The sequence below is a fragment of the Mitsuaria sp. GD03876 genome, assembly GCF_029840635.1.
In the GTDB taxonomy this organism is placed as follows: domain Bacteria; phylum Pseudomonadota; class Gammaproteobacteria; order Burkholderiales; family Burkholderiaceae_C; genus Roseateles.
The window spans coordinates 172,961-199,063 of the sequence record NZ_JAOCCU010000002.1 but is presented as its reverse complement, the minus strand read 5'-3'; the positions used below and the strand labels follow the sequence as shown (position 1 = coordinate 199,063).

General features: G+C 71.5%; 26 protein-coding genes and 1 tRNA gene. 12 read left to right on the top strand and 15 right to left on the bottom strand.

The features are described from left to right. The first annotated feature begins 5 nt into the window (after nt 1–5). The 3 genes from N5D62_RS02385 to N5D62_RS02375 all read left to right on the top strand — a co-directional run bounded on the left by N5D62_RS02385 (nt 6) and on the right by N5D62_RS02375 (nt 3,108). Nucleotides 6–1,175 (top strand): hypothetical protein, encoded by a 1,170-nt coding sequence (locus N5D62_RS02385; protein WP_279755847.1) that lies wholly within the window; start codon nt 6–8, stop codon nt 1,173–1,175. Nucleotides 1,176–1,291: 116 nt separating this feature from the next. Beyond that, complete coding sequence (locus tag N5D62_RS02380) at nt 1,292–2,056, top strand: hypothetical protein (protein ID WP_279755845.1); 765 nt, start codon at nt 1,292–1,294, stop codon at nt 2,054–2,056. Nucleotides 2,057–2,184: 128 nt separating this feature from the next. Further along, nucleotides 2,185–3,108 (top strand): hypothetical protein, encoded by a 924-nt coding sequence (locus tag N5D62_RS02375; RefSeq protein WP_279755843.1) that lies wholly within the window; start codon nt 2,185–2,187, stop codon nt 3,106–3,108. A gap of 94 nt (nt 3,109–3,202) precedes the next feature. Here the strand turns inward: N5D62_RS02375 and N5D62_RS02370 are convergent, their stop codons facing one another. Beyond that, complete coding sequence (locus tag N5D62_RS02370) at nt 3,203–4,447, bottom strand: serine hydrolase (RefSeq protein ID WP_279755841.1); 1,245 nt, start codon at nt 4,445–4,447, stop codon at nt 3,203–3,205. A 47-nt stretch (nt 4,448–4,494) separates the two neighbouring features. Beyond that, nucleotides 4,495–5,424, bottom strand: a complete 930-nt coding sequence (locus N5D62_RS02365; RefSeq protein WP_279755839.1) for a LysR family transcriptional regulator — start codon at nt 5,422–5,424, stop codon at nt 4,495–4,497. Nucleotides 5,425–5,542: 118 nt separating this feature from the next. On the opposite strand from N5D62_RS02365, the gene N5D62_RS02360 reads away from it, so the two are divergent. From N5D62_RS02360 to N5D62_RS02345, 4 genes are all read left to right on the top strand, one after another. Then, complete coding sequence (locus tag N5D62_RS02360) at nt 5,543–6,289, top strand: SDR family oxidoreductase (RefSeq protein ID WP_279755837.1); 747 nt, start codon at nt 5,543–5,545, stop codon at nt 6,287–6,289. A 213-nt stretch (nt 6,290–6,502) separates the two neighbouring features. Then, nucleotides 6,503–8,467 carry a TonB-dependent receptor gene (locus tag N5D62_RS02355; protein ID WP_279755836.1) on the top strand — a complete coding sequence of 655 codons (1,965 nt, stop codon included), beginning with the start codon at nt 6,503–6,505 and terminating at the stop codon, nt 8,465–8,467. 11 nt (nt 8,468–8,478) lie between these two features. Beyond that, nucleotides 8,479–9,087, top strand: coding sequence for a YfiR family protein (locus N5D62_RS02350; protein ID WP_279755835.1), 609 nt, complete (start codon nt 8,479–8,481; stop codon nt 9,085–9,087). Beyond that, a complete protein-coding gene (locus tag N5D62_RS02345; protein WP_279755834.1) occupies nt 9,084–10,955 on the top strand; it encodes a bifunctional diguanylate cyclase/phosphodiesterase in 1,872 nt (623 codons plus the stop codon). Before N5D62_RS02350 ends, N5D62_RS02345 begins: the two co-directional genes overlap by 4 nt. A 151-nt stretch (nt 10,956–11,106) precedes the next feature. Here the strand turns inward: N5D62_RS02345 and N5D62_RS02340 are convergent, their stop codons facing one another. Together N5D62_RS02340 and N5D62_RS02335 are read right to left on the bottom strand one after the other, a co-directional pair. Continuing rightward, nucleotides 11,107–11,700 carry a PEP-CTERM sorting domain-containing protein gene (locus tag N5D62_RS02340; RefSeq protein WP_279755833.1) on the bottom strand — a complete coding sequence of 198 codons (594 nt, stop codon included), beginning with the start codon at nt 11,698–11,700 and terminating at the stop codon, nt 11,107–11,109. Between the two features lie 206 nt (nt 11,701–11,906). Continuing rightward, a complete protein-coding gene (locus N5D62_RS02335) occupies nt 11,907–12,212 on the bottom strand; it encodes a YMGG-like glycine zipper-containing protein (protein ID WP_279755832.1) in 306 nt (101 codons plus the stop codon). A 228-nt stretch (nt 12,213–12,440) separates the two neighbouring features. Here N5D62_RS02335 and N5D62_RS02330 point away from each other — a divergent pair, with 228 nt between their 5' ends. The 3 genes from N5D62_RS02330 to N5D62_RS02320 all read left to right on the top strand — a co-directional run bounded on the left by N5D62_RS02330 (nt 12,441) and on the right by N5D62_RS02320 (nt 16,318). After that, the gene (locus tag N5D62_RS02330) at nt 12,441–13,592 is read left to right on the top strand and encodes a saccharopine dehydrogenase NADP-binding domain-containing protein (protein ID WP_279755831.1); all 1,152 of its coding nucleotides are present in this window, start codon (nt 12,441–12,443) and stop codon (nt 13,590–13,592) included. A gap of 162 nt (nt 13,593–13,754) precedes the next feature. Further along, nucleotides 13,755–13,827 (top strand) — tRNA-Cys (locus N5D62_RS02325). A gap of 19 nt (nt 13,828–13,846) precedes the next feature. Beyond that, nucleotides 13,847–16,318: a hypothetical protein gene (locus N5D62_RS02320; RefSeq protein ID WP_279755830.1), complete on the top strand. Its 2,472-nt coding sequence runs from the start codon at nt 13,847–13,849 to the stop codon at nt 16,316–16,318. Here the strand turns inward: N5D62_RS02320 and N5D62_RS02315 are convergent, their stop codons facing one another. Genes N5D62_RS02315 through N5D62_RS02305 form a run of 3 tightly spaced genes read right to left on the bottom strand, consistent with a single transcriptional unit; the run spans nt 16,319 to nt 18,725 of the window. Next, nucleotides 16,319–17,347, bottom strand: a complete 1,029-nt coding sequence (locus tag N5D62_RS02315) for an alpha/beta hydrolase (RefSeq protein WP_279755828.1) — start codon at nt 17,345–17,347, stop codon at nt 16,319–16,321. Between the two features lie 38 nt (nt 17,348–17,385). Further along, nucleotides 17,386–18,255 (bottom strand): sigma-70 family RNA polymerase sigma factor, encoded by an 870-nt coding sequence (locus tag N5D62_RS02310; protein WP_279755826.1) that lies wholly within the window; start codon nt 18,253–18,255, stop codon nt 17,386–17,388. Beyond that, nucleotides 18,255–18,725 carry a carboxymuconolactone decarboxylase family protein gene (locus N5D62_RS02305; RefSeq protein WP_279755824.1) on the bottom strand — a complete coding sequence of 157 codons (471 nt, stop codon included), beginning with the start codon at nt 18,723–18,725 and terminating at the stop codon, nt 18,255–18,257. The genes N5D62_RS02310 and N5D62_RS02305 overlap by 1 nt, the downstream gene beginning before the upstream one ends. Nucleotides 18,726–18,833: 108 nt before the next feature. On the opposite strand from N5D62_RS02305, the gene N5D62_RS02300 reads away from it, so the two are divergent. Then, nucleotides 18,834–19,577: a hypothetical protein gene (locus N5D62_RS02300; protein ID WP_279755822.1), complete on the top strand. Its 744-nt coding sequence runs from the start codon at nt 18,834–18,836 to the stop codon at nt 19,575–19,577. 57 nt (nt 19,578–19,634) lie between these two features. On the opposite strand, the gene N5D62_RS02295 is transcribed toward N5D62_RS02300, so the two are convergent. The 7 genes from N5D62_RS02295 to N5D62_RS02265 all read right to left on the bottom strand — a co-directional run bounded on the left by N5D62_RS02295 (nt 19,635) and on the right by N5D62_RS02265 (nt 23,725). Beyond that, on the bottom strand, nt 19,635–20,315 hold the full coding sequence (locus N5D62_RS02295; protein WP_279755819.1) for a hemolysin III family protein: 681 nt from the start codon (nt 20,313–20,315) through the stop codon (nt 19,635–19,637). A gap of 32 nt (nt 20,316–20,347) precedes the next feature. Further along, nucleotides 20,348–20,830 carry a GNAT family N-acetyltransferase gene (locus N5D62_RS02290; RefSeq protein WP_279755817.1) on the bottom strand — a complete coding sequence of 161 codons (483 nt, stop codon included), beginning with the start codon at nt 20,828–20,830 and terminating at the stop codon, nt 20,348–20,350. A gap of 32 nt (nt 20,831–20,862) precedes the next feature. Continuing rightward, nucleotides 20,863–21,207 carry a hypothetical protein gene (locus N5D62_RS02285; protein ID WP_279755815.1) on the bottom strand — a complete coding sequence of 115 codons (345 nt, stop codon included), beginning with the start codon at nt 21,205–21,207 and terminating at the stop codon, nt 20,863–20,865. A 25-nt stretch (nt 21,208–21,232) separates the two neighbouring features. Continuing rightward, nucleotides 21,233–21,619 carry a VOC family protein gene (locus N5D62_RS02280; protein WP_279755813.1) on the bottom strand — a complete coding sequence of 129 codons (387 nt, stop codon included), beginning with the start codon at nt 21,617–21,619 and terminating at the stop codon, nt 21,233–21,235. Nucleotides 21,620–21,787: 168 nt separating this feature from the next. Next, on the bottom strand, nt 21,788–22,378 hold the full coding sequence (locus N5D62_RS02275) for a hypothetical protein (protein WP_279755812.1): 591 nt from the start codon (nt 22,376–22,378) through the stop codon (nt 21,788–21,790). Between the two features lie 71 nt (nt 22,379–22,449). Then, nucleotides 22,450–23,211, bottom strand: a complete 762-nt coding sequence (locus tag N5D62_RS02270; RefSeq protein WP_279755810.1) for a sulfite exporter TauE/SafE family protein — start codon at nt 23,209–23,211, stop codon at nt 22,450–22,452. A 43-nt stretch (nt 23,212–23,254) separates the two neighbouring features. Further along, on the bottom strand, nt 23,255–23,725 hold the full coding sequence (locus N5D62_RS02265) for a hypothetical protein (protein WP_279755808.1): 471 nt from the start codon (nt 23,723–23,725) through the stop codon (nt 23,255–23,257). Between the two features lie 203 nt (nt 23,726–23,928). Here N5D62_RS02265 and N5D62_RS02260 point away from each other — a divergent pair, with 203 nt between their 5' ends. After that, nucleotides 23,929–24,663 (top strand): winged helix-turn-helix domain-containing protein, encoded by a 735-nt coding sequence (locus N5D62_RS02260; RefSeq protein ID WP_279755806.1) that lies wholly within the window; start codon nt 23,929–23,931, stop codon nt 24,661–24,663. Between the two features lie 53 nt (nt 24,664–24,716). On the opposite strand, the gene N5D62_RS02255 is transcribed toward N5D62_RS02260, so the two are convergent. Beyond that, the gene (locus N5D62_RS02255) at nt 24,717–26,069 is read right to left on the bottom strand and encodes an epoxide hydrolase (RefSeq protein WP_279755805.1); all 1,353 of its coding nucleotides are present in this window, start codon (nt 26,067–26,069) and stop codon (nt 24,717–24,719) included. Between the last annotated feature and the right edge of the window lie 34 nt (nt 26,070–26,103).

Sequence of the window (26,103 nt, the reverse complement as noted above, 5' to 3'; positions counted from 1 at the left end):
GGGCCATGCAACGCCGAACCCTCCTCTCCGCGCCCCTGGCCGCCTGGGCCGCCACCCTCCTGCCCAGCGCGCCCGCGGCCGCCCAGCCCAAGCCCGAGGTCAACCGCACCCGGTGGAAGGTGCGCGCCTCCGAGGGCGCCGACGCGATCGCCTTCCTCGGGCCGCTGTCGGGCACGCAGCTCTACCTGGACTTCTACGCCGACGATGCCGCCGCCTTCGCGCCCCGGCTGCCCGAGGCGATCCGCGCGGACGTCGGCCGCTTGTGGAACGAGGCGACGAAGGACGGCTTCGGCCTGCTCGGTCCCAACCTGCAGGTGCTGTTCTCGGCCAACGGCAACGACGCGACGATCGACACGCTGCTGACCGCGCTGCAGTCGCGGCAGACGCTGATCCTCCCGGGCTACCAGGCCAGCAGCTACTGGAGCGAGTCCGACTGGGCCTGGTTCGATCGCGCGGCGCCCCGGCTCGACGCGATCCTCGGCGCGATGCGCGAGGCCGGCTTCGCCGCCTTCCGCCAGGAGCGCATCGGCACCGACCTGGACCGCCGCATCGCCGAGGTCAGCCGCGCGCTGGCCGGCTTCGACGTGATCACCTGGCAGGAGAAGCTCACCGGCCGGCGCTTCGATCCCGAGATCCAGATCGTGCTGCTGCAGTTCTCCAAGCCGCACGGCATCAAGGTGCAGGGCCAGACCTTCCTGCAGTCGGCCGACTACGACACAGCGACCACCGTGCGCATCGCCGCGCACGAGATGCTCCATCCGCCGGTGCCGATGGAGGGCCCGGCCGCGACCGCCGCCCTCGCCGCCTTCGAGCGCGACACGCTGATCACGACGATCGTGCGCGACCACGATCCGCGCTGGGGCTACACGACGCTCAAGGGCATGCTCAACGAGGACCTGGTCCAGGCCCTCGACCAGCTGATCAGCGAGGCGCTGGGCGTGGGACGCAATCCCGCCGATCGCTGGCGCAAGGCCGACGACGGCATGCACGTGATCGCCGCCGGCCTGTACGGGCTGCTGCGCCAGGATCGCTGGATCGAGACCGGCGGGTCGCTGGAGCAGTGGCTCGCCAAGGCCGTCGCCGACGGCCGGCTGGCGCCCGAGGTCTTCCATCCCGTCGCCTCGCGCGTGCTGGAGCGCCCGGTGAATGCCCTATGGCCCGTTCGAGCCCCTTGAGACCCGATGACGCGCAGGGACGTTCTCCCGCGGGGCCGACAGCCGGTTAGGCTGGCGGGGCCATGTCATCAAACCGCCATATTTCTTCGCTAGCGATCGTCGGCCCGGATGCCCGGGTGTTGTCCTGGTGGCGGGCCCTGCGCGGGTTGGCCGTGCTCAACATCGGGCTGTGGTTGGTGGTGCTCAACGTCGCGCCGGTCAGCGGCTTCCACGCGCACCTGCAGCTCGCGCTGTCCGGCGTCTACGTGCTGGTCTGCGCCTACCGCTCGCTGTTCCCCCGCGTGGACCTCGAGCGCCTGGTGGTCGTCGACCACCGGCTGTCCAGCATCTTCCTGGGCCGCGCCGCGGCCACCGTCGCCGAGATCTGCTTCGCGTTGCAGCTCGGGCTGCTGGTCCACCAACTGGGCGCGCACGTCGGCAATGCGTGGGTGCAGCGGGCCGCGTGGTCGGTGCCGATGTTCATGATCGTCGCGCAGGGCTTCTGCTGGCACAGCGTGCTGACGCTCAACCACATCACCCAGGCGGTCGAGTCCTCGCTGTGGGCCGCGGGCTTCTCGTGGATCGCGATCCTGCTGGGCGTGGTCGCGGTGGACAGCACGGGCTGGGTGCATGCGCTGGCGATGCTCGGCATCTTCGGCTCGCTGTCCTTCGTCGCGTACGTGCTGGGCGTGGACGTGCCGATGTACTGCCGGCGCTATCGCCACGGCCGCGCCAGCGGCCTGGTCTACATGCGCCTGGACGAAGGCGCGCGCGACGCCTGGCATCGCCGCGTGCCGGGCAGCAGCTGGGACGCGTGGAAGGCCGATGCGCTGTGGCTCACGCCGTACTTCAGCTTCGGCGTGTGGGCCAGCATCGCGATGGTGTGCGTGCCGGGGGTGTGAAGGCGGCGCTCATCGCAAGGCGCACGGCCTCTGGCGGGCCCATCGAATCGGCAAGTGACTTTGGATCTTGAATCCACCCGACACGCCGCCTACGTTCCTCCGATCCAGGACGGCGACGGAGCGAAGCCATGATGACCCCTGCGCAGCAGATCGCCGCGTTCATCGCGCACGTCACGGACAGCACCGACAAGTTCACCGAGAGCCGCAGCAGCCTGCGCAACCTCCTGGCCTGGCTGCGCACCCCCACCAACCAGGCCACCCGGCTGGCCGACGTCGCCGCCGCCAAGCGCCATTGCGCCGATCCCAACGATCGCCGCCTCGCCAAGTACGACCCCGCGCTGCGCTCGCTGGTCGTCGTCTGGGGCACCAGCAACGACTACGCCCGCACCCCGCCGGCCCCCGTCGCCACCGTCGCCGCGGCCCCGGTCGGCGGCAGCGTGATGGCGCTCATCAACGCCGCGCGCGTCACCCTCGAGCAATGCCGGAACTACGCCTGCAACGACGTCGGCACCTTCCCCCAGTGCGTCAACACCGCCCTGCCCAAGAGCCGCCAGGACGCCATCCGCGAACGCGGCGCCCTCAAGACCGGCATGCCGCTGCTGGTCGACCCCACCGCCGCCTGGAACGCGCCCGCGCTCGAGCAGGCCTTCATGAACGTCAACCGCAACCGCGCCGGCGAATGCACCGCCTATGCCTACTACGCCGGCCACGTCCTGGGCACCACGCCGATGCGCACCGCCCGGCCGCGCCTGGAGATCGTCTCCTGGGAAGGCAAGGGCATGGCCAAGCATTGCTTCGTCGTCGTCGGCCGCGCCGGACCGCGCGGCCGCAGCGGCCTGCTGCCCAATTCCGTCGAATGGAACACCGACGCGCGCATCGTCGACTGCTGGGCCCTCACCCTGGGCTTCGAATGCGTCTACTCGGTCTCGAACTACTGCTATCCCGGGATGATCAACCCCGCCCAGATCATCATGGACAGCACCGTCGCCCGCGTCGCGCGCCCGTTCAACTCCCAGGGCGGACTCGCCAAGACCGAGCACAAGCTCTGGTAGTCCAGACCCGCCCGTCGCCCGTCGCCACACCGCAGGCTCGGGCGTCAGGCGTCGGGTGCCAGGCGTCAGGCGTCGGGCGTCGGGCGTCGGGCGCTCAGCCGTAGACGGCGCGCCGCAACTCGCGATGCAGTGCCTCGTCGAACGGCACCTTCTGGGCGAAGAACACCACCGCCAGCCGGTTCGCCGGATCGACCCAGAACAGCGTCGAGGCCATGCCGCCCCACGAGAACTCGCCCACCGCGCCCGCCGGCTCGTCGGCCGCCGGCGGCGCGATGCGCACCGAGCCGCCCAGCCCGAAGCCCAGTCCCGGGCTCCTGTGGAAGTGGCGCTCGGTGAGGGCCGGATCGAGGTGATCCGCCATCATCAGCCGCACCGTCGCCGGCCGCAGCACGCGCGTGTCGCCCAGCGCGCCCTCGCCCAGCAGCATGCGCGCGAAGCGCAGGTAGTCGTCGATCGGGCCGATCAGCCCGGCCCCGCCGCTGGCGAAGGCGAAATCGATGTCCGCCTCGCGCTTCAGCGCCCCGCCCGCCTCGGCCCCGTAGGTCGCGGCCATGCGATCCCGGCGCGCGTCGGGCAGCGTCCAGTCCGTGTCCCGCATGCCCAGCGGCCGCAACAGGCGCTCGCGCACATGGACGTCGAAGGGCTCGTCGGCCAGCACCTCCACCAGCCGCGCCACGATGTCGGTGGACGTGCCGTAGTGCCAAGCCGTTCCGGGCTCGTGGCGCAGCGGCAGCGCCGCCACCGCGCGGCTGAACGCGGCCAGGTCGCGCGATGTCTCGAACGGCGCCGCGGCCCGGAACGCGCGATCGGCCGGGCCGTCCAGCATGCCGTAGGTCAGGCCCGAGGTGTGCCGCAGGATGTCGCGCACGAGGATCGGCCGCTCGGCCGGCCGCTCGCCGCGGCCATCGTCGGCCAACACGCGCATCGCCTTGAACTCCGGCAGGTACTGGCCCAGCGGGTCGTCCAGCCGGAAACGCCCGGCATCCCACTGCCGCATCAGCGCCACCGACGCCACCGGCTTGGTCATCGACCACAGGCGCACCATCGTGTCGCGCGCCATCGGCCGCCGCGCCTCGCGGTCGGCCTGGCCGAAGGCGCCGAACCAGCGCTCCGCGCCGTCCTGCCAGACCACCGCCGAGACACCGGCAGCGCGGCCCGACGTCACCATGCGCCGCAGCGCCTGCTCGAGGCGCCGTGGCGACAGCCGCAGCGGCGTCGCGCCCGCGGCGGCGCGCGTGGCGATCGGGGATGCTGCGCCGAAGGCCGCGGAGGAGATCGAGGCCGTGGCGGCCGCTGCGGCCAGCCCGAGGAGCTGACGACGGGAAGGAAGGTGGGTCATCGCCCGATGCTAGGGGCGTACCCACGCGTAATCGTTCGTCCGAGGGTTCACCCCTGCCCGAAGCGCCCCGCATGCCCGCGCGCGCGGAACTCCTCGACGACGAAGTCGACGAACACCCGCACCTTCGCCGGCACCAGCCGCCGGCTGGTGAAGTAGATCGACAGCGGCCGCGAATCGGCCGACCAGTCCGACAGCACCCGCACCAGCTCGCCGCGCTCCAGCAGCGGCAGCGCATGCGGCCGCGGCAGCAGCGCGATGCCCATGCCGCTGGCCGCCGCGCGGGCCATCGCCTCCGGGTCGTCCAGCACCATCACCGGCCGCACGCTGGCCACCACCTCCTCGCCGGCCTTGCTCTTGAGCGCCCACGGCACCAGCCGGCCCGAGCCCAGCGAGCGCCGCAGCAGCCCACGATGCCGCGCCAGGTCCGACGGATGCTTCGGCGCCGGATGCGCCTTCAGGTAGGCCGGCGACGCGACCAGCACGATGCGCAGCCGTGCGAGCTCGCGCGCGATCAGCGCGTCGGTCAGCTCGATGCCGCCGCCGATGGCGACATCGAAGCCCTGCGCGATCAGGTCCACCTGCCGGTTGTCGAAGTGCAGGTCCGGCACGACGTCCGGATAACGGCGCGTGAACTCGCCCATCATCGGGACGAAGTACTCCCGCCCCACCGTGTAGGCCAGCGCCACCTTCAGCGTGCCCGCCGGCTTGCCCGCGCCCTGGCGCAGGTCGGTCAGCGCGTCGCCGATCTCGCTCCAGGGCAGCCGCACCTGGGCGTACAGCCGCTCGCCGTCCGTGGTCAGCGCCAGCCGCCGCGTGCTGCGCTGGAACAGCCGCACGCCGAGCCGCGCCTCGAATTGCGCCACGCTCTTGCTGACGCCCGCGGGCGTGAGCCCGAGGCGCCGCGCCGCGGCGGAGAAGCTGCCCTCGTCCGCGGCGGCGATGAAGGCGTCGAGGTGGCTGCGCAGTTCGGTCGACATGGCGGCGCAGCTTATACCAATGGTTGAAGCTGAACGCGCCGCTTTGCGACTACCGGAATCAGGTCGTGACGCCCAAACTCTGCTCATCAACCACCCCCTCTCCGAAAGGAAACACGTCATGAGCAACACCACTTTCACCGGCAAGGTCGCCTTCATCCACGGCGGTTCGCGCGGCATCGGCGCCGCCACCGCCCGCCGCCTGGCCCGCGACGGCGCCACCGTCGCCATCGGCTACGCCGCCTCCGCGATCGCGGCCGAAGCGCTGGTCGAGGAGATCGCCGCCGCCGGCGGCAAGGCCATCGCCGTCAAGGCCGACGCCACCGACGCCGCCGCGCTGACCCGCGCCATCGACGGCGTGGCCGAACGCTTCGGCCGGCTGGACATCCTGGTCAACAGCGCCGGCGTGCTGCGCGTCGGCCCGACCGAGTCCTTCTCGCTGGAGGACCTCGACCAGACGCTCGCGGTCAACGTGCGCTCGGTGTTCGTCGCCTCGCAGGCGGCGGCCCGGCACATGGGCGACGGCGGCCGGATCATCAACATCGGCAGCACCAACGCGCAGCGCATCCCGTTCGCGGGCGGCGCGGTGTACGCGATGAGCAAGTCGGCGCTGATCGGCCTGGTCAAGGGCATGGCGCGCGACCTGGGCCCGCGCGGCATCACCGTCAACAACGTGGCCCCCGGCCCGGTCGACACCGACATGAACCCCGCCCACACCGACTTCGGCACCGGCCTGCACGACCTGATGGCGCTGCGCCGCCATGCCAAGGCCGACGAGATCGCGGGCATGGTCGCCTACCTGGCCAGCCCGGAAGCGGCCTTCGTCACCGGCGCGGACCTGCTGATCGACGGCGGCTTCGCGGCCTGAGCGAGCGACCCTCGCGCCGGCGCCCCCCGCGTCGGCGCGACCGGTTTATCGACAGGCGAACCAACGCGCGCCCGCAGGAGGCGCACGCCTTCACGCCTCGGGGCGCTGTTACGGTCGGCCCGCGCATTCCGTGAACTCTGACGACGCGGGCCGGGCACCGCGCCGATAAGCTGCGCCTCCTCCCGATTCCGCGCCCCGACGGGCGCTCCTCCCGTGAAGCACACGCTCGTCTGGTCCGCCTGGGGCCCGTTGCTCCTGGCCCTGGCCGCGCCGGCCGTCGCCGCGACGACGCCCGCCGAGGAGGAACAACTCGAGGCGCTGCTCAAGCGCGAGGTGCAGGGCCCGTCGCGATACGCGCAGAGCCTGATGGACGCGCCCGCCGCGGTCAGCGTCCTCGGCCGCCAGGAATCGGCGGCGCTGGGCCACCAGACGGTCGGCGACATGCTGTCCCGGCTGCCCGGCGTCTACCTGGGCAACACGCGCAGCTACAGCAACATGGGCCTGCGCGGCTTCAACCGCCCCGGCGACTACAACTCCCGGATCCTGATGGCCATCGACGGCCAGCGCGTCAACGACGCGATCTACGACCAGGGCCTGCCGCAACTGGAGTTCCCCGTCGTCGCGGAATGGGTCAAGCGGGTCGAACTGGTCCAGGGACCGGGCTCGTCGATCTACGGCAGCAATGCGCTGCTCGGCGTCGTCAACGTCGTCACGCTGGACGGCGCCGATGCGCCGGGCCTGTCGGTATTGGGCAGCGTCGGCGAGCGCGGCCAGCGCCGCGCGGAGATGCACTACGGCCTGGCCGACGCGGCCGGCGGCGACCTGTTCCTCGGCGTGAACCTGCAGCGCGGCGCCGGCGAGGACCTCTTCGTGCCCGAGCTCGGCACGCCCGACGGCTGGGTCCGCGGCCTCGACGGCGAGCGCCAGGCCTCGGTGCTGGCGAAGTACCGGCTGGGCCGCTGGAAGCTGTCGATGGCCGCCGTGCAGCGCGACAAGGAAGCTGCCACCGCGCCCTACGGCACGCTGCCCGGCGCGTCGGGCACCCGCTACACCGACCGTGAGTTGATGGTCGAGGCCGCCTACGACGAAGGCTGGCAGGACGAGCTGCGGCGCAGCGTCCGGCTCGCGCTGGCGCAGTACGACTTCCGCGGCCGCTACGTCTACGGCCAGTCCCCCGACCTCATCGACAAGGACGAGGCCTACACGCAGTGGCTGACGCTGGACGCGCGCGTCCTGTGGCGCGGCCTGCTCAACCATGAACTGATGGCCGGCGCCGAGGTCCGCACCTCGCCGTACGGCGTGCAGCGCAACTACCGCGTCGCGCCGTACGAGTCGCGGCTGGACGCCAACGTCACGCAGGACTCCGCCGCGTTGTCGGTGCAGGACCAGTGGCGCCTGTCGCAGGCGTGGCAGCTGACCACGGGGCTGCGGCTGGACCACGCGCGCGGCTTCGCGCCGGCGCTGTCGCCGCGCACGGTGCTGGTCTACCGGCCCGACGACCGCCAGACGCTCAAGCTGATGTGGGCGCGCTCCTTCCGCGCGCCCAACCTGTACGAGCGCTACTACAGCGACGGCGGCCAGACCCAGCTCGCCAATCCGTCGCTGGAACCCGAGCGCCTGAGTTCCGCCGAACTGGCCTGGGAAGTCCTGCTGCCCTCGGGCCAGGCGGTCAGCGCCAACGTCTACGACACGCGCCTGAACCGGCTGATCGAGCAGGTCCCGCTCGGCGACGATCCCGACGCGGTGCTGCAGTTCGTCAACCGCGGCCGCGTGCGGATGCGGGGGCTGGACCTGGGCATCGAGCAGCGCGTCGACGGCGGCTGGCTGTGGCGCGCCAGCGCGTCCTGGATGGACGCCCGCGACGACCAGGGCCGCCGCCTGAGCAACGCGCCGGGCTGGATGCTCAAGGGCCATGCGATCACGCCCGAGTGGGGCCCGTGGCAGCTCGGCGTCGAGGGCACCGCGCTGGGCGCGCGGCTCGGACGCGTCAGGGTGCCGCCGGAGGTGGTCGTCAACGCGCACCTGCGCTACCGCATCGACACCCGCCAGAGCGTCGCCCTGCATGTCGACAACCTGCTGGACCGGGCCAACCTGGACCCGTCCTCGCCCGATGCGGCCTTGAGCGCGATCCCGCAGCCCCGCCGCGCCTGGCGGCTGGACTGGCGGCTGTCGTTCTGAACGCCGCGACGATGCCGATGCCGATGCCGATGCCGATGCCGCCGATGTCGATGCACGCAAGCGCCCGGGGCCGTCCGGGCCGCGGGCGCGCCTGGCGGGCGTTCGCTGCGTTGTGGCTGCTGCTGGGCGGCCTCGTCGCCGCGCAGCCGGCGGCGGCGCAGGCGGCCGGGCCGGACGCGCTGAAGGCGGAGGTGGTCTACCGCGCGCTGATGTTCGTGACCTGGCCCGCCGAGCGCGAGGCCGGCCGCACGCTGCAGCTGTGCCTGGCCGGCGAGAGCCGGCTGGGGACCGCGATGCTGGCCCTGGCCGGACGCTCGATCCGGCAGCTCGCGATCGAGCCGCGCCGCGTCACGCGGCCGGAACAGCTCGCCGGCTGCCACCTGCTCTACCTGCCGGAGGAACAGCCCGCCTGGCACGCGGCGCTGGAGCAGCCGACGCTGCTCGTGCTGTCCGACGCGGCCGGCATGCTCGACCACGGCGCGATGCTGAACCTGGGCGTCGAGGACGGGCGTATCGTCTTCGACGTCGACCTCGACGCGGCGCGCCGCGCCGGCCTGGCGATCAGCGCGAAGCTGCTGCGCCTGGCCCGCTACGTCCGCCATCAATCCTCCTCCCCATGAACGCACGGATCCTCGATGCGCTGGAGCGCTGGCGCGAGCTGGCCGTCTCGCTGGCCGCGCTGCTGACCTTCGCCCTGCTGCTCAGCGTGCTGCAGTACTGGCGGCTGCAGGACCGCCAGCTCGAGGACCTGCGCACGCAGGCGGGCATCGTGGCGCAGACCGCCTCCGCCGCGCTGGTCTTCGACAGCCGCGAGGACGCCGGCGAGATCCTGCAGGCGCTGCGCCAGAACCCGGCCACGCTGCGGGCGCGGCTGCTCAAGCGCGACGGCAGCTCGATGGCGCTGTACGCGCGGCCGCCGGCGCAGCGCTCGCGCCTGGAGGACTGGGCCGGCGAGGTGACGCTGGAGGTGCCGGTCCTGGCCGACGGCCATCCGGTGGGCACGCTGTCGCTGGCGGCGAGCCGCTGGCCGATGTGGTCGGACCTGGCGCAGTTCATCGTGGCGACGCTGGGCACGCTGGCCGCGACCGCGGGCCTGGCCTGGCTGCTGTCCAAGCGGCTGCGCGCGCAGATGCAGGAGGCGGAGCGCCGCACGCGTTACCTGGCGCGCTTCGACGCCCTGACCGACCTGCCCAACCGCGAGCACCTGCGCCGCCTGCTGGACAAGGCGCTGCGCCAGGACGGCGGCGCGGCGCTGCTGCTGCTGGACCTGGACAACTTCACCCAGATCAACGACCAGTTCGGCCACGCGGCCGGCGACGCCGCGCTGCAGGCGACCGGCCAGCGCCTGCGCCAGCTCTGCCGACCGGGCGACACGGCGGCGCGGCTGTCGGCCGACGAGTTCGCCGTGCTGCTCACGCCGCGGCCCGACGCGTCGGCGCTCCAGGCCTATGCGAGCCGGCTGCAGACGGGGCTGGCACAGCCGCTGTTCTTCGACGGCCACTGGCTGCACCTGCGCGCCAGCACCGGCGCGGTGCTGCTGCCGGACCAGGCCGGCGACGCCAGCGACGCGATGCGCTGCGCGGACGCGGCGATGCGCCAGGCCAAGCACCTGGGCAAGGACACCTTCCAGCTGTTCACGCCGGCGCTGGGCGAGGCGCTGCAGTCGCGGCTGGCGCTGGAGAACGACCTGCGCGAGGGGCTGGTGCAGGGCGAGTTCCAGCTCGCCTACCAACCGCAGTACGACGCCGCGCGCCGCATCCGCGGCTTCGAGGCGCTGGCCCGCTGGCGCCATCCGGAGCGCGGCTGGGTGTCCCCGGCCGAGTTCATCCCGGTGGCGGAGTCCTCGGGGCTGATCGTCGAGCTCGGGCTGACGATGCTGGCGCAGCTGCGCCGCGACCTGGACGCGTGGAAGGCCAAGGGCCTGGGCTGTCCGCCGATCGCGATCAACCTGTCCTGGGAGCAGTGCCGCAAGCCGCAGCATCGCGAGCGCTTCCTGCAGCAGCTCAAGGCGCTGCCGCTGGGACCGGGCGAGGTGGAGTTCGAGCTGACCGAGAGCCTGAACTTCGAGGACATCGACCAGCCGGATTCGTTCGTCTTCACGCTGCAGGGGCTGGGCTACGGCCTGGCGATCGACGACTTCGGCACCGGCTACAGCTCGCTGGCCTACCTGCGGCGGCTGCGCTGCCGCAAGATCAAGATCGACCGGCTCTTCGTGCACGGGATCGCGGCCAACGACGACTCGCGCATGCTGGTGGAGTCGATGGTGCGCGTGGCCCATGCGATGCGCATGACGGTGGTGGCCGAGGGCGTCGAGCTCGACGCGGACGAGGCCGCGCTGGTGGCGATGGGCTGCGACCTGATGCAGGGCTTCGGGTTCTGCAAGCCGGTGGCACCGGCGCAGGTCGAGGCGTTGCTGGCGGGCGCGGCGGCATCGGCGGTGATGGCCGCGACGACCACGACGCCCGCGCGCGGAGAACGCGCCGATTGAGCGCCGCCCGCGAGCGCCGTCCGGACGCCCACGCTGCACCGGGTGGGCGATCGCGGCCACGTCCAAGCCCCAAAACGAAAGGGCGCCCTGTCGGGCGCCCTTCTCGTTTGGCGATCGGCGGCGGGTGTTCCGCGCGATCAGCAGTCGGCGATCAAGCCTGACGGCGACGCGCGAAGGCCAGGCCGACCAGCGCCAGGCCGGCCAGGGCCAGCGAGGCGGGTTCCGGCACGTCGTTCACGTCGGCGGACAGCGAGGCCAGGCCGAACCACCAGTTGCTGGCGCCGCCGGTGTTGTTGTTGAACTCGATGCTGTGCACGCCGTCGACGGTCAGCGCGAAGCTGACCACGTTGCTGGCGCTGGCGGCCAGCGAACCGGTCTGGAGCACGTTGCCGGCCAGGTCGTAGGCGGTGAAGAACGACGCGCCGCCGCCGCTGCCGGAGAAGCCGGCGTTGAAGAAGCTGAAGGTCAGGTCGTCCGCCGCGCCGTCGAAGGTCGCGCGCAGGATGTTGGCGGTCGGGTAGGAGCCGCCGGTCAGCGAGTTGGTCAGCAGGCGCTGGCCGTCGATGACGAAGGAGCTGACGGTCGGGGTGCCGTTGATCGGGCCGCCCAGCAGCTGGAACTGGACGTCTTGCGTGTTGGCAACGGGCGCGAAGTTGCTGTAGCCGTTGAAGTTGATGCTCACCGGCGTGGCGGCGGCGATCAGGGCGGACAGGGACAGGGCGGCTCCCAGCAGGATCTTCTTCATGGTTTTCTTTCGTGGCTTCTTGGAATGAGGATGGCCCCCCTCGTGAGGCCATCGCGGAAAAGCGGATCCCTAAGCAGGTCGCGTGCCAACTCGGTAACCCGTTGTCACACAACGGAAAGTCTGGATACGGTGAAGGGGATGGCTGACATCTGTAAAAAACCTCGACACCAAAATAGCCATCCCAAAGGTTAGGGAGGCGTGTCCCCTTAACGGACGGGGTGGTGGCGGCCGTCCTCGTCGCGCCAGTAGCGGCCGCCGCGGCCGTCGGAATAGACCTCGCGTTCGCGGCCGTCGACCATCAGGCGTCCGATCAGGGCGCCCGCCACGGCGCCGACGGCGGCGCCGGTCAGCGCGTTGCCGCCGGTGGCCGCGCCGATCACCGCGCCGCCGACGGCGCCGACCGCCGCGTTGCGGGCGTCGTCATGACGCTGTTGACGATCCGAGGCGCAACCGACCGACAAGGCGGCGCAGACGACGACGAGGCCGGCGGAGCGGATGAGGGAGGTGTTCATGAGGTGTCTCCTTGAAGCGGTGAGTCCACGTTGCACCTCGCCGGCCGACGAGGCGCTCACCTCATCGACACGCTGAGGGCAACACACGGGTGATGGTGTGCATCGCCTTCAGGACGGCAAGTGCCATGCCCGTGGGCGGTCCGCCTCGGACGCCGATGTCGACACGAACGCGCGCCACGAGGCGCGGCCCGGGCCCTCGTAGACTCCGGCCCCGACAGGGAGCAAGACTTGAAGACATTGGTGCTTGGGGGCTACGGGAACTTTGGCGCGCGCATCTGCCGCGCGCTGGCGGGGGATCCGGGGATTCAGCTGCTGGTCGGCGGACGCGACGCGTCGCGCGCGAGGCAGTTGGCGGCGACGCTCGGCGGCGGTGCCGAAGGCGTCGCCATCGACCTCGCGGCGCCCGGGTTCTCCGATCGGCTGCGGCAACTGGGCGTCGAACTGCTGATCCACACCGCGGGCCCGTTCCAGGGCCAGTCCTACGACGTGGCGCGGGCCGCGGCGCAGGCGGGCTGCCACTACATCGACCTGGCGGACGGACGCCGCTTCGTCTGCGACTTCCCCCCCTCGCTCGACGCGGCCTTCCGCGCGGCGGGCCGGGTCGGCATCGCCGGCGCGAGCACCGTGCCGGCCTTGTCGTCGGCGGTGGTGACGGCGCTCACGTCCGGCTGGCGGTCGCTGCGCAGCATCGACCTCTGCATCGCGCCCGCGCAGACGGCGCCGCGCGGCGAAGCGACGCTCGCGGCGGTGCTGAGCTATTGCGGCGAGCCGATCCAGGTCTGGGACGAAGGCCGCTGGCAGCCGCGCCGTGGCTGGGCGCAGTCCCGCCGGGTCCGCTTCGCCCGCATGCGGCCTCGCCTGGGCGCCCTGTGCGACATCCCCGACCTGGAGCTCTTCCCCGCGCGCTTCGGCGTGACGGAGCGCGTCCACTTCCGCGCGGCGCTCGAGGTCGGCTTCACGCAGCGCGCGATGGGACTGCTGGCGATGCTTCGACGCGTGGGCCTGCTGAAGCGGCCGTCGCGGCTGGCGGGGATCATCCAGGCGACCTCGCCGATGTTCGACCGCTTCGGCTCGGGGCTGGGCGGCATGGTGCTGCGGGTCGAAGGCCAGGACGCGTCGGGCCGGCCGGCCAGGCGCGAATGGCACATCGCCGCCGACGACGACCACGGGCCGGAGATTCCCTGCATGGCGGCGATCCTGCTGGCGCGGCGGCTGGCCCGCGGCGAGGCGCTGCCCATCGGCGCGCATGCCTGCATCGGCCTGCTGGCCCTGGCGGACTTCCAACCCGAGTTCGACCGCTGGGGCATGGTGACCGACCTGGTCACGGACGAAGGGCTGGATGGCACATCGGCGAAGAGGCCGAGCCATGGCCATCGATGACCAACGAAGGAGCGACCCGATGACGCCCCGGGTACGACGGACCTTCCGCTTCGACGGCGACGGCAGCGCGATCACGCGGCTGGAGACGTCGGCGGTCAGGCCTTAGGGTCCGACACCAGGCCTGGCGTCGCGGGCCACGCCACGGGTACGATGCGCGCCGATCTTGGAGTAGCTCAGTTGGAAGAGCCGTGGGCTGCACACCCGCGAGGCGCAGGTTCGATCCCTGCCTCCAAGCCCCCTTCCTCCCCACGTCGATGACCCAGCGCAGCAACGACCCGAAGGCCGGACCGCCGTCCGCCGTCCCGCCGGTGATCGGCGGCAGCTACCTCGCGGGCGAACTGGCCCGGACCCTGCGCGCGGCCGCCGCGCACACGGAACCGAGCCTGCGCGAGCGGGCCGAAGCGCGCGCTCGCCGCCTGTTGGCGGCGCTGGAACAGCTGGTGTCCGGCAAGGCCCGTGTCGGCGACCGGCAGCCCCTTGAAGGCAATCCGACCTGGATCACGCCCGAGGTGGTGCGCGGCGGATTCGCGAGCGGGGAGGATGCCTCGGGCGGGGAATGGCTCGCCCACGAGCGCGACCTCGCCGCCCGGCTCCACCTGCCGGCCGACGGCGCGCGCACCGCGCTCAACGGCCATCACCTCACCCGCGAGGGCTACCCGACGCTGGCGGACCAGCTCGCGTCGCGCCGCTATCGCGTGGATCTGCCGGAGGAATCGGCGCTGCTCGCGATCGGCTGGCTGCTCGCGCAGGGCGAGCACGCGGTGGCCGCGTCGCTGATCGAGCAGATCGAGCCCTTCTTCGATCGCCTGCGCTTCTACCCGCGCCCGGCCTCGACACCGATCCCTGATCCTGTCGTCGGCCTGGAGGCGCCGGTGCTCGCGCGCAGCGCCCACTCGCTCGCGGAAGGCTTCTCGCACAAGCGCCCGTCCAAGAGCGTCGAGACGATGCGCGAGCACCACGAGGTGTGGGCCCCGCTCACCGACGAACTGGTGACGCTGGTGCTCGACACGGTGGCCGGCGCCCCGCCCCGCTTCGAGGGCGACGGTGCCGGACGCGCCGTCACGGGCGGCGTGCCGTTCACGCGCCTGCCCGACGACTTCGAGTCCCGGCGCGGCGCGCTGCTGGCGAAGGTCGCGGCGGCGCGCGCGGGCCATGCCCGCTGCCAGCGCATCCATCGCGAGAACGAGGTGCTGGGATGCCTCGTGGCGGCGCTCGCCGCGTGGCCTGGCCTCGATGCCGAGCGCCGCGATCGTTCGGCCCAGCGCGTGCGCCATCGCCTCGCCGGTTTCGTGACCGCGCACGGCGTGCCGGGCTCGGAGGCCCACCGCGCGCTGCGCGCGTCGCAGGTGACGGGACCGAGTCACGCGCGGATCGCGCAGCTGCTCGCCGCGCGGTTGATTGGGCAGATCCCGCCGGGCGAAGGCCTGAGTCCCGAGGACATCGTCGCGGCCTCGCGGCCGATCACGCCCGAGGAGCAGGTGGCGGCGGTGCCGGCAGGCACGCCGGTCCCGCCGCGGTTCACCGCCCGGCTGTCGGCGGCCCAGGAGGCGCCCGTGTCGGCCCTGCTCGAACGCCGCCTCGTGAAGTCGGGCGAGGCGCTCGCCGCGTTGCTGCCGCAGCTGACGGGCCCCGCGCTGGCCACGCGCTTCACCGATCCCGCCGCCCGGGCGCTGCATGCCGCGAGCTATCGCGCCTTCCGGCGGCGCCGGTCCTTGCTGCTGCTGTGGCTGCAGCACCAGGTGCGCTTCACGGAACTGCCGTGGATCGCCGCCCTGGAGGCCTGCGCCGACGCCGATCCGCGGCCTGCCGCCGAGGACACGTTGCGCCAGTTCGCGGCCTGCGCCATCACGGCGTTCCCCGCGACGATCACGCCCAACAAGCTGGTGTCGGAGCTGGCGACCCTGGCCGGCATCGCGCAACCGCCGCAAGACCCCGCCGCGGACGGCAGCGGCCAGCCGAAGCGGCCCCGGTTGCCCTTGGTGGAGGAACTCGCCGCCGACATCTTCATGGGCACCTTCAGCGTGAAGTACCTGCGGGCGGCCCAGGTCGCGATGCGCTTCCTGCAGGACCTGCCCGGCGGCGGCGTGTACACGCGCTACTACGGCCTCGACGCCGGTCGCCTGGCCTCGATGCATCGGCTCCAGGACAAATGGGGCGTCACGACCTGTCCCGACTTCGATGCGTACTGCCTGGCGCTCGCGGCGCTGCCCGAGGGCGGCAACCCCCGCGCGCGCAACGGCGCGGTGATCGAGCAGGCCGCGATCCTGACCACGCACAACCTGGCCGTGCTCGTCGACGTCCTGAGGCTCCAGCCGATGCTCGAGGGCCACTGGGCGAGCCTGGCCGAACGCGCCTTCACCGCGACCCTCGACCGGCTCGAGCGGCGCGTGATCCCCGAATCGATCCCGGTCATCCAGCGCAAGCGCGCCAGCAAGACGCTCGCCTTCAGCTGGCGCCAGATGATCTTCTTCGTCGCGCGCATGGCGCCGGCGGCGCAGGGGTCCTTCGTGGGGACCTGCCACCGGCTGCTCGCGACGCGCTCGCCCGTCGCGCGCGAGCGCTTCGCGCCCGTCCTCGCGGGCCTGAAGCGCGTGGTGGCCGGAGGCACGCTGCCGCCGGAGGCCTCGCATCGCGAGGTCGACGGCTGCCGGCGGCTGCTCGGCTGGACCGTGGACACGCCGTTCCTGATGGGCGAGGCGCCCGCCGGCCCTGTCTCCTCGCGATGATCAGAAGGCCTCGCTGACGGCCCGCAGGACGCGCTCACGCGCCTCGCGGCCTTCGGGTGTCGGCAGGCCCGCGTAGTTGTGCGGCTGTCCGCGCCGCAGGTGCAGCTCGACCCGGCCGCCGGCGGCTCGCGCGAGCGAGGCCAGCGCCACGCTGTCCGGGTACAGCAGATCCGCCGTGCCGGCGAACACCAGCATCGGCGCCAAGCCGTGCAGCTCGCCCTTCAGCGGGCTGACATACGGATGCGACAGCGCCAGCTCGCCCGCGTACAGCCGCGCGCCCTCGCGGATCCCGGGGAGATCCTGCGTCGGGTCGTTCGCCGCGAGCGCCGCCTGATTCCGGTGACTGAGCGTCGCGTCCAGGCCCGGAGAGATCAGCACGAGCGCATCCGGCTGCCGATGGCCGTTGTCGCGCAGCCATTGCGCGACCGCCAAGGCCATGCCCCCGCCCGCCGAGTTGCCGATCACCGTGACCCGCGCGCCATCGGCTTCGTCGATCACCGCGGCCAGCAGGCGGCCCATCATCGGCACCACGTCCAGGGCCGTGCCCTCGGGCGCGAGCGGATAGATCGGCACGAAGCACGAGGCCCCGGTCTCTCGCGTCAGGAAACCGATGAAGCGCCAGTGCGCCTTGACGATCTCCTTGACGTAGCCGCCGCCATGCAGGAACACGACGAGGTTGGCCGTGGCCGGGCGCGCCGTCGGCGCGGTGCGGTACACCGGCCAGGTCGCGAAGCTCCTGAGGCCGACCGCCACTTTCGCCCCGAGCCCGATGGGCTTGTGGGACGCCGGCTGCGCGGCCTGTCGACGAACGAAGTCGCGCACCGCCTCCGCCGAGGCCGTCTTGCGCTTGATCGGCAGGCGCCTGAGCAGCGCCGTGATCAGGCGGCTTCGCCAACTCGGCGGCCTGTCGCCAAGGGCTTCATGGTCGTGGTCGTGGTCGTGGTCGTGGTCGTGGTCGTGGCCGTGGTCGTGGTCGATGGAAGGCGGCACGCCATGGCGTGCGCCGACCCCTGTGTTGTCCGTGCTCATGGAAAGTGTCCTGTGGCGCCCGGTTCGGGCGCATCGGGCTAGTGGAGATGGCGCAGCTTCTCCGGGTTGCGCACCACGTAGATCGCCGTGATCCGGCCGTCCTCGATGTCCAGCGCGGTGGTCTGGACCTCGCCGTCGGCCTCCATCGTGACGAAGCCGGGCAGCCCGTTGACGAAGGCCACGCGCAGCAGCGTCGACGGATGAAGCCGCCAGCGGGCCGCGAGCTGCTCCTGCACGTTCAGCACGGCCTCGGCGCCAAGCACCGGCACCGTGACCGTGGGCCGCTTGCCGCCGCCGTCCGCATGCAGGCTGACGTCCGCCGTCAGCATCGACGCGAGCGACGTCAGGTCGCCACCGCGCGACGCGGCGAAGAACGCCTGCGCGATCGCCAGCCCCTTGTCCCGCTCCAGCCGGTACCGCGGCTTGGACTGCTGGACATGCACCCGGGCGCGCACCGCCAGTTGCCGGCAGGCGGCGACATCGCGCTGCACTGTCTCGGCGATCTCGTCGAAGTCGACGTCGAACACGTCGTGCAACAGGAACACGGCCCGCTCCAGCGGGGACAGCCGCTCCAGCGCCAGCATCAGCGGCACGGTGATGTCCTGGTGCAACTCCTCCTCGACGACCGGATCGGGCAACCAGGGGCCGACGTAGGTCTCGCGCTGATGCCGGGCGGACTTCAGGCGATCCAGGCACAGCCGCGTCACCATGCGCCGCAGGAACGCCGCGGGCACGAGCACCTCGCCGCGGTCCGCCGCCATCCATCGGATGAAGGCGTCCTGCACGACGTCCTCGGCGTCCGCGACCGAGCCCAGCATGCGGTAGGCCACGCGGATCAGCAGCGGACGCAGCGGATCGAGCTCGGCCGCGTCGGGCGCATCGGGCGCATCGGCGGGATCGGGGCTCATCAGGAGGCCTCCGCGACCTTCGCCTTCAGCGCGGCCGGATCCACGAAGCCTCCGAATCCCACGGCGATGCGATTCCAGCCGTTGATCACGACGATCGCCAAGGTCAGTTGAACCTGTTCCTCTTGCGTGAAATGGGCCTTCAGGGCGTCGTAGGCGGCCTCGTGCGCGTGGCCTTCGCTCAGGCGCGTCATGGCTTCCGTCCAGCCCAGCGCGGCGCGCTCGCGGTCCGTGTAGCAAGGCGCCTCGCGCCAGGCCGGCAGCAGGTACAGGCGCTGTTCCGTCTCGCCCTTCTCGCGGGCGGCCGTCGTGTGCAGGTTGATGCAGTTGGCGCAGCCGTTGATCTGGGAGGCCCGCACCTCCACCAGTTCAACCAGTCGGGTGTCCACGCTCGACACGATGGCCAGCGAGGTGCCGAACCATTGCTTCATCAGGGCGGGCGCGGCCGCGGCGGGATTGAGTCTTGCATTCATGTCTGGGTCCGTTTGCCAGTGGTGACGATGCTTGACGAGCCAACTCCCGGGCCAGTGACATGCGACCCGAAATATTTTTCAGGGCGCCCGGCCGCCTAAGATTTCCGGATGTTCGCACCGTCCCCGATTGCCCGCACCTTTCGGGCGCTGCCCCTGGTGCTCGGCGCTTGCGCCGCCCACCTCGCCGTCGCCGGGTCAGGCGGCGAGCGCGCCCCGGAATCCGCCGCCGAGCCTGCCATCGACGCACGTGTCTTCGAGGGCTACGACGCGTTCTACGCCTCGCTGCCCGATCCGCTCTTCTCGCCGGAGGACGAGCTCAAGGTCATCGCATCGGGTGCGAGCGGACGTGCCGGCGATGTCTGGCGATGGAAGACCGCGCGGCGATCCCATGTGCTCGAGCTCCACGGGGCGGACATGGTCGTCGACGGGCGGCGCCTGCCGGCCGCGGCCGCCCGTCGTTTCGAGGACGAGGCGATCGCGCCCGCGCTGGGCCGCTCGGCCACCGTGTACGCGAACGAGACCGCCGTCTGCGTCGAAGGCGTGCCGGCCAGCGCCAGCGGCACGGCCGTGCGGCATGTGCGCGTCAGCCTGGTGATGCAGCCCTACACCGCGCAGGCGCGGCGCTTCGAGCTGCCCAGCCTCTTCGCGAGCTGCCGCGGCCTGTCCCTTGAGCCCGATGGCGCCATCGGCTTCTTCCGCAATCGCTATCGCTGGCCGGAGAACGCGCCGGCCCCGCTGGGCATCACCTTCGAGGGCCACGCCCTGCGGAACGGCCGCTTCGCGCCCAATGGCCAGGCGCTGCAGGCCACCTTCGTCGAAGCCGGCAATGTCTACCGCTTCACGTCGCCGTAGGCGCGGGCGTGGCCCGTGGTGGCGGGGTCCCGTGCGCGTCGCGCGCGACGGACGCGATCAGCCGTAGGCGTAGAACAGTGCCGCGAAGAAGTGGCAGACGCTGCCGCCCAGCACGAACAGGTGCCAGACGAAGTGGGCGTAGCGCAGCTTGTTGTCGAGCAGGAAGACCACCGCGCCGAGCGTGTAGCTCAGGCCGCCCGCCACCAGCAGCGCCAGGCCCGGACCGGGCGTGCGCTCGATCAGCGGGCCGATGGCGAAGACCACGACCCAGCCCATCGCCAGATACAGGCCGGTCGACACCAGCGGATGGCGCAACCGGTTGAGCAGCTTGATCGTCACGCCGAACGCGGCCGCGGCCCAGACCGCGATGAGCAGCGTGACGCCCGGGCCGGAGTCGGCATGCAGCACGCCCAGCGTGAATGGCGTGTAGCTGCCGGCGATGAAGACGTAGATCGCCGCGTGGTCCAGCCGCATCAGCCAGGCCTTGACGCGGCCGTTGGCCAGCGTCGCCGGGAGCGCGTGGTACAGCGCGGAGATCCCGTACAGCAGGATGCCGGTGGACGCGAAGATCGCCGCGGCCACCACGTCCGCGAGGCCGCCGTGTCCCATCGCGCGGATCACCAGGATCGGCAAGGCGGCGATGGCCAGCGCGGCGCCCAGCCCGTGGCTGATGGCGTTGGCGATCTCCTCGCCCAGCGTTTGCGGGCGGTCGGCGGTGATGGCGATGCGGTCGGACATGGCGCGGATCTCGTGGTCAGGCGCACAGGGTACTAGACGAGCAACAACCCCAGCACATGCTCGTCGACGTAGTGGGGTTGATCGGCGCGCTTGTAGAAGTCCTTCAGCGTTCCCTCGATCACGAAACCGAGCCGCTGGTAGAAGGCGAGCGCCTGCGCGTTGTCGCTCTCCGCGTAGAGCTCGACGCGCCGGATGCCGTCGGCGCGGAAGTGGCGCAGGGCGTCGTCGATCATGGCGCGCCCGACGCCCTGCCCATGCCGGGCGGGATCGACGGCCAGCGTGCCGAGCAGCAGCACGTGGTTCACGCGGCCGGGATACCGCGTCGCGCGGTAGAAGCCGGCGATCGCGCCGTCGACCTCCCAGATCCAGAAGCAGCCGCTGCGCACGAGCTCGTCGTAGATCGGGACGAAGGACGCGAGGTCCATCGGCTCGTAGGTCAGATAGGGATCGACCTTCGGATGGGAATAGATGGCGAAGACCGCTGCGCGGTCTTCGGGTCGGGCAGGACGTCGCATGGCGTTCATCATCTCGTGGGTTGTTGCGGCATTCACTTGGACGCGGCGCACAGGTGCCGTCGCTTGGGGCTCCAGCAGGTCACCGCCTCGGCGTTCACGACGACATACGCGCCGCACACGAACAGCGGGACGCAGATGAATGCTTTCGCCCATCCCTTGACTGCACCGACCCGCGCCGAACCGATCGACACCGGGATCTCGCGCACGAACGCGAAGCACACCGCGACGAGCATCATCAGCACGCCGAAGAACCGCGTGACGCCGAAATCGCCGTAGACGAACCCGACGGCGATGCAGGTCGCGACGAGGGTGAGGAAGAGGGTGTACCGGACCACGGGTCTACCAACGAAAGCCTGGATCTGCTCAACACGATTCATGACGTGGTTCCTTCGTTCCTCATCGTCAGGGCCGCTGCCGCAGCTGGAACACATTCCCTTCCGGGTCGACGCCATCGCACACCCGGCCGCTGGCCGATGCCCATTCGCGCTCGATCGGCTGGATCCGTCCGCCCAGCGAGGCCGCGATGGCGCGGGCCTCGTCGATCCGGGCCACCGGGAACAGCAGCTTGATCGGCGTCTCCTCGCGAACCTCCGGCGGATCGGCGATCTCGAACGTGTCCGCGATCTCCGAGGGGATCGCGTGGATCACGAACTCGAAGGCGTCCGACTCGAGGATCACGTGATCGGCTGCCGCATGCGCCACGGGCATGCCGAGGACCCGCTCATAAAAGCGGGCCACCGGATCGAGGCGTTTGGCGTAAAGGACCGCGCCGAGCTTGGGCGAGTGCATGGGGAGCTCCCTGGATCGGCGACAAAGGCCGACCGCGCCGGATGCTACCGTCCGCCCCGGTCATCCCGACCGAAGTCATGGAGCCAAGAGGGAAGTCGTGGACCACGAACCGCAGCGCTCATGGCGTGGCTGCGCCGGCCGGTTTGACGCCCTCGGCGTCGCGGCGCCTCAGTTGAGCCGCCGGACGCCGGACGGCGCGTCCTTGACGATCCCCTCGGCGGCGTTGCGCACGCTCGCCTCGTTCGCGCCCAGCTTGGCGAGATCGCGCGGCGCCTCGTTGGTCACCTGCAGGAAGGACGACGCGGGCTTGAGGCCCACCAGGTTCAGTCCCACCAGGTACTGGCCGAGGTAGACCACCTCGCCCGTCTTGACGGTGAAGGGGATCGCGAAGTTCTCCGGCGCGTTGAACCACACCGACGAAGTGCCGTAGTCCGCGCCGGACATGTAGCGGAAGATCTCGTACTCGCCCGGCGGCAGGCGCGTCTTCACAAGCACGGCCGCGCCCGCGGGGCTCGTGAAGTCCGTGGGCGTGCCGCCGAAGGCCGCCAGGGCCTTGGGACTGAACTGCAGCAGTCCCATGTCGGCGGAACCCTTTCGCCGGAACTCGACGATCGCGAAGTTCATCGTGTTCGCGGACGTCATGCCCACCGAGGCCACGACGGTCCCCGAATCGGCGCCCGCGTAGTTGCGCAGCTTGTCGTACGGCGTGGCGCAGGCGGCGAGCAGCGTGGTCAACAACAGAACGAGCAGGCGCTTCATGTCTTCGGATCTCCTGGGGATGAGGCGGGGTGGCGACGGCCGGTCCGGATGCTACCGCCCGCCCTCGCCCCTCAAGATCCGAGATAGCCCGATACCCCATCCCACAGCAGCTTGATCGCCGTGATCACCAGCAGCCCGTAGCAGGCCGTGTACAGCTGGCGCTGGTCCAGCCGCGCATGCAGCCGCCAACCCAGCCACACCCCCGACGGAATCGCGAGCAGGCAGATCGCCATCAGGCTCCAGACCGTGCCGGTGGGCTTGGCCAGCAGCAGCCATGGCGCCGCCTTGAGCAGGTTGCCCACCGTGAAGAACAGGCTGGTGGTGCCGGCGTAGACCTGCTTGCTCAGCCCCAGCGGCAGCAGGTACATCGCCAGCGGCGGCCCGCCCGAGTGCGCCACCATCGTGGTGATGCCCGAGGTCACGCCGGCCGCGATCGCCTTGGGCGACGAGCGCGGCCTGACCACCACCTCGCCGCCCCGCGCGAACCACAGGCCGACGAAGACCAGCGTGATCGCCGCCATCAGGATCGCGATCGCGCGGTGGTCCAGCACCCGGAACAGCAGGTAGCCCGCGCCGATGCCGACCACCAGCCCCGGCACCAGCAGGCGCAGGTCCGGCTTCGACCAGGTCGACGGCTTCCAGTAGCGCAGGCTGAACAGGTCCATCGCGACGAACAGCGGCGCCAGCAGCCCGCCCGCCGTCACCGGATCCATCACCGTCGACAGCAACGGAATGCCGACGATGGCGAACCCGCCGCCGAATGCCCCCTTCATGAAGCAGATCAGGAAGACGCCGGCGAAGGCGACCAGGACGGTGACGAGGTTCAGTTCCATGACGGCGATGCTAGACATTACGTTCAATACATTCAAAGAATTGTCATGGATACGGTGACGGCACGGTCACGCCCGTGAACGCGGCTTCCATGGCCTGCAGCGCATCGGCCAGCGCCCGCTCCAGCGTCCCGCGGCCGAGCGTGCCCAGCATCACCCCCAGCAGCCGGCCCTTGAGGTTCTTGCCCTCGCGGATGACGACGGCGGTCAGACGCGTCCGGCCGTCGGGCAGCGTCTCGAAGGTGTAGCGATGGCCCGATCGGCCGCCCCACACGTTCGAGTCGGTCGTCTTCAGCACGACCTCGGCGGGATCGGACCAGTCGTAGTGCAGGCGCTCCCAGATGCCGGGCGTGCCCTCGGTGACCACCGCCTGGCTGCGGCCGCGGCGGTGCACCTGCAGCATGTCGTCGCTGCTGTAGCGGAAGACCTTCGACCGGCCGGGACCGAAGTCGGTCAGGCCGGCGATGAACTGCGTCGGCGTCAGCGTGGTCGTGAACTGGAAAGTGAGGGTCGGCATGAACAGGGCTCCATCGGCGACGCAAGTGCGCGTCGAGTCCCTGAAGACTAGGCGGCGTCCCGTCGCCGGCCATCCGACCGGCTCGGCACGGTCCACTCGGTCGGAAGTCGGATGTCGGCCGCCGCCGCGTTGCCAAGAATGAGACGAGGACGTCAGGCCGGCGCGACGCCCGCGTCGACGCCGTGCCGTACTTCGGAATCACGATGACCACGACCGACCACCTCCTCCTGCTCAGCGGCGACCGCGCGTCGCGGGACTCGCTGACGAGCTACCTCACCCGGCAGGGGGCGCGCGTGACCGCCGTGCCGACCGGCCGGCACCTGCGCGCGGCGCTCGACGGTCCGACACCGGTCGACCTGGTCGTGCTGGACCTGGACGGGCCGGGCGAGGACGGACTGGCGCTGTGCCGCGAGCTGCGCGGCGGCAAGCACAAGGCGATGCCGCTGCTGATGCTGTCCGCGCGCGGCGACGACGTGGACCGCATCCTCGGCCTCGAGATGGGGGCCGACGACTACCTGGTCAAGCCCTTCTCGCCGCGCGAGCTCCTCGCCCGCGTCCGCGCGATCCTGCGGCGCGCGCGCATGCTGCCGCCGAACATGCGCGAGACCGATCCCGCCGCCCGCCTGGCCTTCGGCAACTGGCGCCTGGACACCGTCGAGCGCCACCTCGTCGACGCGCAGGACTCGACCACCGGCCTCAGCGGCGCCGAGTACCGGCTGCTGCGCGTGTTCCTCGACCATCCGCAGCGGGTGCTGAGCCGCGACCAGCTGCTGGGCATGACCCAGGGCCGCGAGACCGAGCCCTTCGAGCGCTCGATCGACCTGCTGGTGAGCCGCCTGCGCCAACGCCTGCGCGACGACGCGCGCGAGCCGCGCTACATCAAGACGGTCCGCAGCGCGGGCTACGTGCTGTCGATGGCGGTGGCGCCCTGCATGTGAACGCACGGGCGCCGCCCGAAGGCGGCGCCCGGGACACGGGAGGCGGCGCGGCCTCAGTCGCGCAGGCTGGCGAAGCCGGTGCGCAGCTCGCGGACGAAGGCGTCCGTCTGTTCCCAGGCCGCGAAGTGGCCGCCCTTGTCCAGGCGGTTGAAGTGGACCAGGCGCGGATAGGCGCGCTCGGTCCAGCTGCGCGGCGCGGCGTAGATCTCGTCGGGGAAGACGCTGACCGCCACCGGAATCCGGACCTGCTTCACCGCGAAGAACTCGAGCTTGTTCTCCCAGTACAGCCGCGCCGACGACACCGCCGTCTTCGTGAGCCAGTACAGCATCACGTTGTCGATCACGTCGTCGCGGGTGAGCCCCTCGGGCTGGCCGTCGAAGACGCGCGCGATCAGCGCCTGGCTGCGGGCGTCATGGTCGAGCATCCAGGCCGCCAGGCCGATCGGCGAGTCCTCCAGCGCGTAGAGCGTCTGCGGGCGGTTGGCCATCTCGAGCGCGTAGCCCAGCCCGTGCTTGAAGAAGTCGTCGAGTTGCGCGAAGGCCTGCGCCTCGTCGGGCGCGAGGCCGGCGGGCGCCGGTTCGCCGAACTTCAGCGCCCGCGCCACGTCCGCCGGCAGCGTCGCCGGCATGTTGACGTGGATGCCGAGCAGTTCCGGCGGCGCGATCAGCGCCATCTGCTCGGACACCGCGTCGCCCCAGTCGCCGCCTTGCGCGACGTAGCGCGTGTAGCCGAGCCGGCGCATCAGCTCGACCCAGGCCCGGGCGATGCGCACCGGATCCCAGCCGGCCTCGGCCGGCTTGCCCGAGAAGCCGTGCCCCGGCAGCGACGGGATCACGACGTCGAAGGCGTCCTCCGGACGGCCGCCGTGAGCCGTCGGATCGGTCAGCGGCTCGATGAGCTTGAGCTGCTCGACGACCGAGCCCGGCCAGCCATGCGTGACGATCACCGGCAAGGCGCCGGGGTGCCGGGACCGGACATGGATGAAGTGGATGTCCAAGCCGTCGATCGTGGTGATGAACTGCGGATGGCGGTTCAGGCGCTGCTCCAGGCGTCGCCAGTCGTAGCCCTGCGTCCAGTAGCGCGCGAGCTGCTGCACCGTCCTCAGGCGCACGCCCTGCGAGGCGTCGGTCACCGTCTCCGGGGTCGGCCAGCGGGTGGACTGGATGCGGCGGCGCAGGTCGTCGAGCTCGGCACGCAGGAAGCTGGCGCGGAACGGACGGATCGCAGCGTCGGCCGCGCCGCCGGGCGTGGCGCGCTGCGCCGCGTCGGCGCCCACCGGCAGCAGCGGCAGCGCCAGGCCGGACATGCCGGCCAGGGCCGACGCGGCCAGCAGGCTGCGCCGGCTCAAGCGGCCGGACATCAGGGCATCGGTGCGCGCGGAGGAGAGAGGGTCTTCGGTGTTCATGGTCGGCGGGTCCTTCGAGGATGGATCGCCTAGG

What these genes read in the sequence shown, in the direction of transcription:
- N5D62_RS02385 (WP_279755847.1), top strand. Translation starts at nt 6, where the DNA reads ATGCAACGCCGAACCCTCCTCTCCGCGCCCCTGGCCGCCTGGGCCGCC.
- N5D62_RS02375 (WP_279755843.1), top strand. Translation starts at nt 2,185, where the DNA reads ATGATGACCCCTGCGCAGCAGATCGCCGCGTTCATCGCGCACGTCACG.
- N5D62_RS02370 (WP_279755841.1), bottom strand. Translation starts at nt 4,447, where the DNA reads ATGACCCACCTTCCTTCCCGTCGTCAGCTCCTCGGGCTGGCCGCAGCG.
- N5D62_RS02365 (WP_279755839.1), bottom strand. Translation starts at nt 5,424, where the DNA reads ATGTCGACCGAACTGCGCAGCCACCTCGACGCCTTCATCGCCGCCGCG.
- N5D62_RS02360 (WP_279755837.1), top strand. Translation starts at nt 5,543, where the DNA reads ATGAGCAACACCACTTTCACCGGCAAGGTCGCCTTCATCCACGGCGGT.
- N5D62_RS02350 (WP_279755835.1), top strand. Translation starts at nt 8,479, where the DNA reads ATGCCGATGCCGATGCCGATGCCGATGCCGCCGATGTCGATGCACGCA.
- N5D62_RS02345 (WP_279755834.1), top strand. Translation starts at nt 9,084, where the DNA reads ATGAACGCACGGATCCTCGATGCGCTGGAGCGCTGGCGCGAGCTGGCC.
- N5D62_RS02340 (WP_279755833.1), bottom strand. Translation starts at nt 11,700, where the DNA reads ATGAAGAAGATCCTGCTGGGAGCCGCCCTGTCCCTGTCCGCCCTGATC.
- N5D62_RS02335 (WP_279755832.1), bottom strand. Translation starts at nt 12,212, where the DNA reads ATGAACACCTCCCTCATCCGCTCCGCCGGCCTCGTCGTCGTCTGCGCC.
- N5D62_RS02320 (WP_279755830.1), top strand. Translation starts at nt 13,847, where the DNA reads ATGACCCAGCGCAGCAACGACCCGAAGGCCGGACCGCCGTCCGCCGTC.
- N5D62_RS02315 (WP_279755828.1), bottom strand. Translation starts at nt 17,347, where the DNA reads ATGAGCACGGACAACACAGGGGTCGGCGCACGCCATGGCGTGCCGCCT.
- N5D62_RS02310 (WP_279755826.1), bottom strand. Translation starts at nt 18,255, where the DNA reads ATGAGCCCCGATCCCGCCGATGCGCCCGATGCGCCCGACGCGGCCGAG.
- N5D62_RS02305 (WP_279755824.1), bottom strand. Translation starts at nt 18,725, where the DNA reads ATGAATGCAAGACTCAATCCCGCCGCGGCCGCGCCCGCCCTGATGAAG.
- N5D62_RS02300 (WP_279755822.1), top strand. Translation starts at nt 18,834, where the DNA reads ATGTTCGCACCGTCCCCGATTGCCCGCACCTTTCGGGCGCTGCCCCTG.
- N5D62_RS02295 (WP_279755819.1), bottom strand. Translation starts at nt 20,315, where the DNA reads ATGTCCGACCGCATCGCCATCACCGCCGACCGCCCGCAAACGCTGGGC.
- N5D62_RS02290 (WP_279755817.1), bottom strand. Translation starts at nt 20,830, where the DNA reads ATGCGACGTCCTGCCCGACCCGAAGACCGCGCAGCGGTCTTCGCCATC.
- N5D62_RS02285 (WP_279755815.1), bottom strand. Translation starts at nt 21,207, where the DNA reads ATGAATCGTGTTGAGCAGATCCAGGCTTTCGTTGGTAGACCCGTGGTC.
- N5D62_RS02280 (WP_279755813.1), bottom strand. Translation starts at nt 21,619, where the DNA reads ATGCACTCGCCCAAGCTCGGCGCGGTCCTTTACGCCAAACGCCTCGAT.
- N5D62_RS02275 (WP_279755812.1), bottom strand. Translation starts at nt 22,378, where the DNA reads ATGAAGCGCCTGCTCGTTCTGTTGTTGACCACGCTGCTCGCCGCCTGC.
- N5D62_RS02270 (WP_279755810.1), bottom strand. Translation starts at nt 23,211, where the DNA reads ATGGAACTGAACCTCGTCACCGTCCTGGTCGCCTTCGCCGGCGTCTTC.
- N5D62_RS02265 (WP_279755808.1), bottom strand. Translation starts at nt 23,725, where the DNA reads ATGCCGACCCTCACTTTCCAGTTCACGACCACGCTGACGCCGACGCAG.
- N5D62_RS02260 (WP_279755806.1), top strand. Translation starts at nt 23,929, where the DNA reads ATGACCACGACCGACCACCTCCTCCTGCTCAGCGGCGACCGCGCGTCG.
- N5D62_RS02255 (WP_279755805.1), bottom strand. Translation starts at nt 26,069, where the DNA reads ATGAACACCGAAGACCCTCTCTCCTCCGCGCGCACCGATGCCCTGATG.